This is a genomic window from Devosia sp. (assembly GCF_036563435.1).
GTDB lineage: Bacteria > Pseudomonadota > Alphaproteobacteria > Rhizobiales > Devosiaceae > Devosia.
This window is the reverse complement of the sequence record NZ_DATCMJ010000001.1, coordinates 530,813-540,054: the sequence shown is the minus strand read 5'-3', so window position 1 is coordinate 540,054 and position 9,242 is coordinate 530,813. Positions and strand designations below refer to the sequence as shown.

Below are 9,242 nucleotides of genomic sequence, written 5' to 3'. Positions count from 1 at the left end.
TGGATGCTGTAGTTAGGTGAGCTAACCAATGAGTGCTGACCTGAACCTGCTGAAAACCTTTGTCGCCGTTGCAGAAGCCGGGACCTTTAAGGCGGCTGCAGATCGGCTGGGCGTTACGCGTTCTGCGGTGAGCCAGAGCGTGCAGCGTCTCGAAGATACGCTGTCTCACCCGCTTTTCCAGCGCTCGACGCGAAGCGTCCGTCTGACGGAAACAGGTGCGAGATTGCTGAGTGATGTGTCTTCCCACATCGCCGAGATCGAACTGGCCATCGAGAGGACCCTCGATGCCTCAGGCATACCGCGGGGTCTGCTGCGGATTACCGCAACCTCCATCGCCGAACGGTTTTTATCGGGACCTCTCATTTCTTCGTTCATTCAGACCTATCCGGAAGTCACGCTGGACGTGACAGTTTCGGACGAAGAGTTCGATATCGTTGCAGCCGGGTACGATGCTGGGGTGCGCCTTGGCGAAGTCATTGAGCGAGACATGGTTGCGGTGCCGGTAACCGGGCCGCAACGGCAAGTGGCGGTCGCGTCGCCAGTCTACCTGAAGAACTTTGGGCGACCGCAGCATCCGCGCGAACTAACCGCCCACAACTGCATTGGATGGCGACCACACCCAACATCAGCCCCTTACCGGTGGGAATTCGAACAGGACGGTCAAGGGTTCAACGTTGCGGTCGAGCCGCAGGTCACCACCAATGACATGTTGCTGATGATCAGGACCGCTATTGCGGATGGCGGCATTACATTCGGCATGGAAGATACTTTTGCGCCGTATGTCGAGCGCGGCGAGCTGATACCGGTGCTAGAGGAGTGGCTTCCCTCATTTCCAGGGTTCTTCATCTATTTCCCGAGCCGCCGAACAGTGACGCCCAAGCTTCGCGCCCTGATCGATCACGTCAGGAAATTTCGAGCCGACAAGAGCACTGCCGCCACCGCCCAATAGAGAGCATCCTCAACTATTCACTTGAGTGGCTTTGAGCTCAATGCCGGTGGTTGGTTTACCGCTGGCGCGCACGCTCGAAGCTATTGGCCGGCTTTCTCGGTGGACCAGTCCAGTCTGCGCGCGCAAGAGGCGTTTGCTCGGGTCGTTATTGTACAGTCATTCTAACCACAACGTAGAGTATTGGGGCGCTACCGCCTCCTAAGTCCTGAGCGTAGCTTCTGATCGTCAAAACGACAATGAAGAAAACCTCAGATGAACTTTACCAAATATGCTGTAGCCGCTCTCGCCCTTGGGAGCTTTGCAACCCCGGCGCTAGCCCAGGCGACGCTGTGCCCTCAGGAGGGTGCGAACGCTCCCCTCGCCTTGCACGAGGAGTGGATTATGGAAGGCTGGGAGCGCCACGAAGGTGATCCCGAATTCATCTTCAATGAAGAAATGGCCAAGTTCTACGACTTGGAAAACACCGAGGGCGTCTACTGGGATAACTTCGCTCCCGGGGACAAGCAGCTGTTTTCCGATGCCTTGGAATACGGCCAAAACTGGGAGGGTCACATAAATGCCTCCCGATCCATCCTCCACGGCATGACTGACGTCAATGAAGCCGTCGTTGGCAAGGACACCGCATCGTCCGCAATCGGCTTCGTCGGCCGTATTGAGCCGATCGAGGGAGATGTCGTTGCCTTTGACACACGGTCGCAGCTTGGTTGGAGCTGCGTCGATGGCGTCTGGAAGATCAAGCAAGAGCTGAACTATGCCTGGATTGTGGAACCAGAAAGCATTGAGGCAGTCCTCGGGCGCCGCTTGCAGTTCAATTAATCAACGAGCTTTCCCAAGCAGGCATGCGGTAGCTCCAAACAACCACATGCCGTGTCAGCTGAATGACAGCTGATACTGGGACGCTCGTGGCCGCGCGGGACGTTCCGATATCCGCCCGCGGGCCGACCAGTTCGCTCGCAAGCTCGCCAACCAATCCTCAGTTTGTCCGGCCGTTCGGCGCCAATGCGCACAGACGAAGAGACCTGTCGCTCTGACGCCGAATCCTAAAAGGAAAATCACCATGTTTCGTAATGTGGTTTCGCTTCTGTTGCTCTTGCTTTGCTGTCCACCGCTGCCTTTGCTTCGGAAAACAAAGACCACGATGTCACGGTCGTTGGGTCGCTTTGATCACCGCCAATCTTGCCGAGTATCACGGCATCAGTGCCAACCGGGTTGAAGAGTGGGGCGACAAGATCGTTGTTCACACCCAGGATGAGAACGGCGCCAATCGAATGCTGTTTGTGGACAAGGACACGCTCCGTCCAATTGAAGATACTTTCGCCCTGGCGTCGCGCCGGGACTGAGCGACATTCAGCCGCTGCTGCTGATGGCCTACCCGCTCGCTGCTTAACAGCGAAGAGAACTGATCAGACCTGCGTTGAGCAGACCGCCAATCACATGAGCCAAAGCGGGAGGCCTGGGGTTCTATGAACCCTAGCGCCGTCCGACAGCTATTGTCCGGATCGCCATCAACGGTGGTCGAGCGGTAGCCCTTATTCCGGCAGGCAGACTTGCGGCCCTCTGCACCTCGTCTGGCAATAGTCTTGATAATCGTGCGTCACGTTCTGGCCTGTCAGCTTTTGCATGATGACCGCTAAAAGCCGTCAGTCCGCTCACCACCCCGTCATGGACGTTGCTGCGGCCTGAGCAGACTGGCAGCTTTTAGGAAGTCGCAAGAGTGGCCCGAATGGCTGGAATGGGGCGCTAAGGAGCATCCAAGAACTATGCTCGCCAAGTGACAGCGGCGGAAGGCGCGTCTGGTTTTACGCGGCCCAGGTTCAATAAGCGAGGGGCTAGTCAATATAAGGCTGCCCGCGCGTTGACCAGATGTACAAAGCGTCCAAACTGTCAGTCGCGGAGGCTGGCGGCGATCCGCTCGGGAATAGGCCCCATCATCGCCTGCATTTCTCGTGGCCAGTGCATGTCGAAGCAGACGATCACACCAACGCGATCCGTCTTGCACATGCCGTAAAAGATGTCCTGCCCGGCACCGGTGTGACCTGAGATCGCGCCCAAGCTCTCACGATCGTATCGATATGTCACTTCGTCGGCCAAGGCACCGAGAGACTGCTCGAGATAAGCGGCCGGCCTTCCGATAGCGCTAGTGCGGTATTGCCGCAGTTGAACCGAATAGAGTGCGGGTTCAAATGCAGTGCCGTAGTCTTCGCCGGCGGTCATCAACGCGCGGACCCAACCTTCGGTCATGAACACAGGGAGATCTATCTCGCTGCCGCCGCTGACGGATGATGTCTATCGCAGCTCTTCTTAAGCGATCGCCGGAGTTGAGAGCAGAAGAATGAGCAGTTCCGCGCGCATGGAGAGGTCCTATGTCCGGGTGGGCTGTCGGGTGTCCGCGGTCATGGCCTGCAGCCGCGTGCCGATCTCAATTAGCATCATGGTGTGCATTATCGAGATCGCAGGCATTCGTTGAATGTCCTCACCGCAGTAGCAGCGCCATCAAGGCTGAACGTTGCGAGCGTGGCGCCGTTGCTGTTGAGCGCCTGCATGCTTGTCGACGCACTCAGGAGCCCCTGCAACAAGTCGAAGTTGGCCTTCTCCAGGATGTCATAGGTGTAGCTATCGCCCCATGACCGGCCCCGCAGTTCTATGCTGATCGGTCCCCGGTCCATAGTGTCGAATGCGAGCGAGAAAGTGACCGCACCTTCCATCTTCGACCAGTTGGGGTCGAAAAGCTCTATAAATGTATCGCCGTCCGCGAGGTAGCTGTTCAGGCGGAAAACCGGTGATCTACCCTCGCTTTCCAAGGCGCAGAAGCGCTGTCCATTTGAGTTGTTCTCGAAAAGCGCGGAGTTCCAGGCACCTGATTGCCACCCTTTGATCTGCGTGAAATTGGCTGCATGACAGGAAGAGGCAAGACAACCCCAGATTGCAATTGCCCCAACTATGCGCATGGTTTCCTCTACTCGCATTATTCGACGATCAGATCCGAGTGTCTACAGTTCGCACGTCACCGCATAGTCGGTAACGCTTGGCACGTTGTCTTCCCAAAGTTCGCCAGCTGTCGTGACACTGAGCGAGGCGCCTTCGCCGCCGTAGGAATACCCACAGAACCCGAATCCTGTCCCGGAGCAGTCGACCGCTTCTACGATACCGAGGTCCTGCAGGTCTGGCTGTTGACCCCATTCCATCCGAGGTTGTTCTTCCGGCTGCCAACCTGCTGCGATTAGCGATTGCCGGGCCTCGGTTATGTCCTCATCGTAGATATTGGGGACGATCACCTTGCCGCCGCAGAAGGTATCTTCCTCCGCTACAGGACGGACGACCACGCCGATGCTACCGACTAGGATGTCGGCAACCGGACTTTCGAGATAGCCGCTGCTCCACAGCCTAACGTTGCCGTTCTCGAGTGGCACCAGGGCACCGATGAGCTCGTCAGTCTTGTTCGACGTGTAGAGAATGGCCTTCAGCTGTCGGCCCGCGAAGACGCCAATGTTCCCTTGCTGTATCGCGCATGAGCCACTCGTCCCCGGTTCAAAGTTGCCCGCGAAACTTACCAATTGGTATTCGCCAGTGGCCACCTCTGACATGACGCCCCAGCCGCGTTCCTGCACAAACCGACCGGCATCAGTCTCGGGATCAATCCAGGACGTCGAGCAGTTGTCGTCCCCGCGGGCCGGCCGAGGTCCCTCCGGCAACTTGGTTACGGCAGCGGCCATTATCTCCGGCAATTCCGACACCGCCTCCTGGCCGCAGACTGTTGACCACGCTATCGTGGAAACAGCCGAAGCTAGCGTGACCAGCACAGCGATTTTCTTTCTGAGCATCGAACCCTCCGACGGTTGCGTAGCCCTTTTAGTATCGGGTCGCTTCCAAACTCTACCGCATCGATTGGTCACCGACGCGACCCGGACATAGCGTTCGACATCCCGAGCCGGGCTACCATCGAAGTCGGCCCGATACTGGCTCACGTAAGCAGGGATCGATGCGAGCTGGAGCTTGTGCCATCATCGCGCCATTTTTTAAACAGAGCGGTTGCCGGGTCATCGACGAGAAATGCCGGAACTTCGATAGAGCTTCCGCCCGATTGCGACTTATCCCATACGATGTTTTCTCAAGCGACAGACGAAGGTGACGTCAAAGCAGTGGGAAGATCAGAGGTCTTGCGAAGAACCTCAAAACGGGAAGGCCTCCCCGGTGTCGACGAATGTTCCGGAGGGGAACATATACATCATCTGCTGCCGCAGCTCGATACATTCCGCTTCTGGCACGCATTGGCTTCCCAACTGTCCTGTCATGGTAGACCACATCGCTTCCTACTCGGGACGGGTTGCGCTTGAGCCGTCGGAAATCGCCTTCATCACTCCGTCTAGGTTCGCAAGATGCTGATCGCTGAAAGCATTACCCGTGCCGTGACTCTGGCGCGCGACTAGGTACACGGCGAAGTACGGCGTAATCTCGTCGATTCCACCGGTCGTGCCTGTGGAAACCGCAGCCGGAACCGGCAGCGAGGCACCCAACGTGCCCTCGCACGCCTTGAGCCTCGTTGGTTTCGCGATGGGCGCCGTCACCAGAATCTCGTTGGCGCCCAAGACCTTGACCCTGAGGGCGCCGGTGTAGTCCTCCCCTTCGGCGGAGCAGGTCGCATCCAGAACGATATTGTCGCCCTAGACGCGTTCATTCGATAGCAGACAGCTTCCGTCATACATACTGAAAGGTCAATTCCCCGTCGCCGAACTGCAGTCGGCCGTCGACACGCAAGACCCGACCGAGCGCCGCCCTTTATTGTCCGTCCTCGTGCTGACATCCGTTTGCATAATCGAGGTGGGGTAGCTCCACCATCCCACAATTCCTCGAACGAGAAGCCCACGGCCGCGCGGACGGTCGATCGACCATGGAATTCCCTCGTTGCGGTGCTGGTCCGATGATTGGTCAAGATGCGTTTGGCCAAGTCCTCCGCCGCAGTTACCGCGGCGATGTCCTACTCCAGATGCCGAGACCACATCCCCTCGAGTTGAGCGGCGAGGTCGTTCACAGTCGCTAGGTCTTCGGCGCTTAGGATGTCTGCTCCCTTGCTTCTATCGCGCGCTGGGTTTCTGCAATGTCGGCAGCGCCGGCATTCATGGATGACTGCACCGCCGGATCGGGCGACCAGTCTTGGGCGAAAACCACCGGCGACAGACATATCAGCGTTGCCGCCGCGATCCCGAAAACGCTGCTACGCAAAACTGCCCCCCAACCGTTCAACATCGACGGATGCGAACCGCGTGAAGCTAAATCTCGTCCGCGTTAATATGGCGTCATCGGATTCTCAAGCATTCCAGTGTTGCAGCGCCATGCGTGCAAAAACTGGGATCTAACAAAGTAATCAGGGGGATCTGATGCGCTATTCCACACCTCTCCTAGCGACAGTCGTCGCGGCTCTGGCGATTTCGCCGGCGCTGGCCGAGCAGGTCTATTACGGCTCACGTGCCGGTATGACCGCGACCGTGCTTTCCAAGACCGGCATAGGGACGGAGAACGCCGTGATCCAGGTCGAACACACGCCTGAAGACGCGAAAGGATTCTGCGTCGAGTACAACCTCGACAATTCCATGGCTTGCGTCCGCAGGACCTTGGCCGAGGTGAAGGTTGAGCCGACAGTATACGCGAACTGCAAGACTATGATGTGGACCGATCTCGGCGGCGAGCGATACGCGATACTGGGGAGACGTACGTCGGACACCTACGCCGATTTCGACGTCAGGAGGATCAGTAGCGGAGAGATTCTCGATGGCTCGTCCGCCTCCGGCTATCCAACGGCCATGGCAATGTTCAATGCGCTCTGTCCAGGAATTGCAGACTGATATGATCAGGGCATCGGTCATCGCGGCAGCGTCTGTACTTGCGATCACATCCGCTGCTTTCGCGGCAGAAGTTAGCTGGCTCGGCATTAATGAGCAAAACGGAACTAGGGTCTCAACTATTCGCTTCGAGGGTCCGGTAGAAGACGGCGACACGGACACCTTTCTCCGGGTGCTCCAACCCGCATCGGAGGGCGTCGGTCAGTGGGATAGGCTAGTCGTTCAACTAAACAGCCCAGGCGGTAGCTATCCGGAAGGTCTGCTGCTGGCGGAGACATTCAGGCGACAGGGCGTCGCAACAGAGGTCGCAAGTGGTGACTATTGTTATTCCGCCTGCGCAATCGCCTTTCTGGGTGGATCGGAGCGATATCCCGATGTGGAGCCGGTAGTGGAGGGCACGCTGTCCAACCAATTGCCGGATAGGTCTTTGGCGAAAGGGGCTGAACTCGGCTTTCACGCACCGTATCTGAACATTCCGGCCTCCGACTATACCGCCGAGAACGTGCAGGACGCCTACAGGCTCGCGGTCGACTCCATCTCAATACTTATCGGCCTAGCCGATCATCTCCATGTGGAGCCAGCTGAACTACCGCGTCTTCTCGCTCCCGGAAGAGACGAAGCCTTCGTGGCCGATGACGTGGATGCAATTAGGTCGCTTTGGATAAATTACACAGACTATTCCTTGCAGCCCCGTAACCTGAGGTCCATCACCCGCTCGATGGTAGCGAATGCCTGCATCAATCGGTGGTACCACACCGAACGCCGTAGCGCTCTGGCCGGTTACGAGATCGCTGAGACGGTGCGTTCGGAGTTCGAGTTAGGAAGCCGGCTGCTCGGCAACGGCGAGGAGGCATTTGGAGTACTGACCATCGGACAGGGCGCTGTGCATACATGGATCGCCTATCTTCCGATCGCCATGACCAGCGACGGAAAGAATTTCGTCTGGTGCATTTTCGATTATGGCAACAACATGCCCAACGTGGTGTATCGGGCGGCCGGCACTGTCGAGGAGCTCTTCGAGCCATACCGAGATGATTGGAACGTCTGGACACTGCAGTCGCGATCGGACCTGCTTTTGCGCTCGCGTGAGGCCCAAATAGCCCAGTCTCTTAGAGTGCTGGACATGGTCCCTGCCGACACGAAGCTTCGCGAAGTCGAGGACATGATCGACATGCTCCAGCGTTCGGAGCCTGACCTTGCGAAACTGGCTAAATGAGACCGCACGTTGCCCATTCACCGTAGCGACTGAAAGTGACTAGCTCGACCTTCTTTGGGCGATCGGATCTCGTGAGGCAGCCCGAAGCCATAAAAGCGCGGTTGCCGAGACTGTCACTTGCTTGGTGTCGCACCATGTCAGCTTTTGGGCGTCTGTAAAAACTGTTCCAGCGACCGAAATGGTGCGATTGCTGCGTGTCAGTCTTAGTTCGCTGCTGGGAAAACGTTTTTCTATAGGTTTGAAACAGTGCTAATTTTTTAGGTTGCCGTCCGGGAAATTCCAGTTGGTTACGTCGGCACACGTCAAGGAGCACGCCACTCTGAAAGCTAGCTCGAGAGCTTTGCATGCTAGGAAATGCACAGCGCAAGGTCCGCAAGCCCTCTGTAATCGACTGTGAGTCGATTAGAACTGAATAGAGGCCAGTCGGTTGAAGAGTAGGATCAAGGACAGGGCGTTTGCCGCGCCACAGTAGGAACGGTGCGCCTATTACACGGAAAAACCTTTTCACTCCAAAACTTATTAGAATTCGATTTAGTTCGTCGGGTTGGTCTCGATTGAATTTTGAAATCGTCGAACCGACAAACTCAAACTCGGATTTCAGCGCCAGCCGTGCACGGCGCAGGCATAATAAGGTGTCCTCTTCTGGGCCGTCCCAACCGTTTGTGCCTGGAATCCTCCAATAGTATCCGGCGTTGCCTCGCCCCGATTCTCCATCTGGGTCGATACTGAAGTAGTTTAATTCGAGTTCTTTGAGAATTTGGCGCAGGCGATAATCATACCACATCGTTAACATCCCATATCTGAAAGAACCCTAATAAAGCTGTTGTTGAGTTCATTTCCTGGCCTTGGAGTTAGTGTCAGTGCTGCGGACCCATGGGTCATTGAGCCTCTTTAGTACGGCCCATACTCCCACCGGCGCGCTCATTCTCTCGTACTCGCCCTCGCCGCAGCGATATGAACCCAGGCCCGGCTTCCACTCGCCACGCCTGATGGCGATTGCCCGTGCTGACGAGTTGGCGCGACGCTCCCCGGCGGCGCGTTCTTCCGGAGACAGCAGGTACTCCTCGACCACATCGAAGGGACGGACGCCGGCGGCCTTTACCGCCGTGGTGCAGCGGACCAGCGCGGTGTTGCCGAGATAGACACCACCGGTCACCGCCATGCGCCGGAACTCCGACACGACCTTCTGCCCGACATAGTCGCCATCGACATGTCCCGGCACGTAGATGGTCTCCACCTC

11 protein-coding genes are annotated in these 9,242 nt (G+C 57.3%); 5 read left to right on the top strand and 6 right to left on the bottom strand.

Features of this window, described 5'->3' with window-relative positions; all coding sequences use genetic code 11:
• Window positions 1-28 precede the first annotated feature (28 nt).
• From VIL88_RS02615 to VIL88_RS02605, 3 genes are all read left to right on the top strand, one after another.
• Window positions 29-949 (top strand): LysR family transcriptional regulator, encoded by a 921-nt coding sequence (locus VIL88_RS02615; RefSeq protein WP_331985628.1) that lies wholly within the window; start codon window positions 29-31, stop codon window positions 947-949.
• A 252-nt stretch (window positions 950-1,201) separates the two neighbouring features.
• Window positions 1,202-1,765, top strand: a complete 564-nt coding sequence (locus VIL88_RS02610; protein ID WP_331985626.1) for a hypothetical protein — start codon at window positions 1,202-1,204, stop codon at window positions 1,763-1,765.
• 344 nt (window positions 1,766-2,109) lie between these two features.
• Window positions 2,110-2,289 carry a hypothetical protein gene (locus tag VIL88_RS02605; RefSeq protein WP_331985624.1) on the top strand — a complete coding sequence of 60 codons (180 nt, stop codon included), beginning with the start codon at window positions 2,110-2,112 and terminating at the stop codon, window positions 2,287-2,289.
• Window positions 2,290-2,833: 544 nt separating this feature from the next.
• On the opposite strand, the gene VIL88_RS02600 is transcribed toward VIL88_RS02605, so the two are convergent.
• The 4 genes from VIL88_RS02600 to VIL88_RS02585 all read right to left on the bottom strand — a co-directional run bounded on the left by VIL88_RS02600 (window position 2,834) and on the right by VIL88_RS02585 (window position 5,535).
• On the bottom strand, window positions 2,834-3,196 hold the full coding sequence (locus tag VIL88_RS02600; RefSeq protein WP_331985622.1) for a hypothetical protein: 363 nt from the start codon (window positions 3,194-3,196) through the stop codon (window positions 2,834-2,836).
• 194 nt (window positions 3,197-3,390) lie between these two features.
• Complete coding sequence (locus VIL88_RS02595) at window positions 3,391-3,897, bottom strand: hypothetical protein (RefSeq protein WP_331985620.1); 507 nt, start codon at window positions 3,895-3,897, stop codon at window positions 3,391-3,393.
• Window positions 3,898-3,939: 42 nt separating this feature from the next.
• Window positions 3,940-4,770 (bottom strand): hypothetical protein, encoded by an 831-nt coding sequence (locus VIL88_RS02590; RefSeq protein WP_331985617.1) that lies wholly within the window; start codon window positions 4,768-4,770, stop codon window positions 3,940-3,942.
• 489 nt (window positions 4,771-5,259) lie between these two features.
• The gene (locus tag VIL88_RS02585) at window positions 5,260-5,535 is read right to left on the bottom strand and encodes a hypothetical protein (RefSeq protein ID WP_331985615.1); all 276 of its coding nucleotides are present in this window, start codon (window positions 5,533-5,535) and stop codon (window positions 5,260-5,262) included.
• Between the two features lie 789 nt (window positions 5,536-6,324).
• On the opposite strand from VIL88_RS02585, the gene VIL88_RS02580 reads away from it, so the two are divergent.
• Together VIL88_RS02580 and VIL88_RS02575 are read left to right on the top strand one after the other, a co-directional pair.
• Entirely contained in the window at window positions 6,325-6,789 is a 465-nt protein-coding gene (locus VIL88_RS02580; RefSeq protein ID WP_331985613.1) for a hypothetical protein, read from the top strand.
• 1 nt (window position 6,790) lies between these two features.
• Window positions 6,791-8,002 (top strand): hypothetical protein, encoded by a 1,212-nt coding sequence (locus tag VIL88_RS02575; RefSeq protein ID WP_331985611.1) that lies wholly within the window; start codon window positions 6,791-6,793, stop codon window positions 8,000-8,002.
• On the opposite strand, the gene VIL88_RS02570 is transcribed toward VIL88_RS02575, so the two are convergent.
• Window positions 7,995-8,786 carry a hypothetical protein gene (locus VIL88_RS02570; RefSeq protein WP_331985609.1) on the bottom strand — a complete coding sequence of 264 codons (792 nt, stop codon included), beginning with the start codon at window positions 8,784-8,786 and terminating at the stop codon, window positions 7,995-7,997. The two genes, VIL88_RS02575 and VIL88_RS02570, sit on opposite strands and share 8 nt — an antisense overlap.
• A 48-nt stretch (window positions 8,787-8,834) precedes the next feature.
• Entirely contained in the window at window positions 8,835-9,239 is a 405-nt protein-coding gene (locus VIL88_RS02565; RefSeq protein WP_331985607.1) for a hypothetical protein, read from the bottom strand.
• Between the last annotated feature and the right edge of the window lie 3 nt (window positions 9,240-9,242).

Bases quoted from the DNA above. Each gene is read 5' to 3' on its own strand.
- VIL88_RS02610 (WP_331985626.1), top strand. From the start codon at position 1,202: ATGAACTTTACCAAATATGCTGTAGCCGCTCTCGCCCTTGGGAGCTTT.
- VIL88_RS02590 (WP_331985617.1), bottom strand. From the start codon at position 4,770: ATGCTCAGAAAGAAAATCGCTGTGCTGGTCACGCTAGCTTCGGCTGTT.
- VIL88_RS02580 (WP_331985613.1), top strand. From the start codon at position 6,325: ATGCGCTATTCCACACCTCTCCTAGCGACAGTCGTCGCGGCTCTGGCG.
- VIL88_RS02595 (WP_331985620.1), bottom strand. From the start codon at position 3,897: ATGCGCATAGTTGGGGCAATTGCAATCTGGGGTTGTCTTGCCTCTTCC.
- VIL88_RS02570 (WP_331985609.1), bottom strand. From the start codon at position 8,786: ATGTGGTATGATTATCGCCTGCGCCAAATTCTCAAAGAACTCGAATTA.
- VIL88_RS02615 (WP_331985628.1), top strand. From the start codon at position 29: ATGAGTGCTGACCTGAACCTGCTGAAAACCTTTGTCGCCGTTGCAGAA.
- VIL88_RS02575 (WP_331985611.1), top strand. From the start codon at position 6,791: ATGATCAGGGCATCGGTCATCGCGGCAGCGTCTGTACTTGCGATCACA.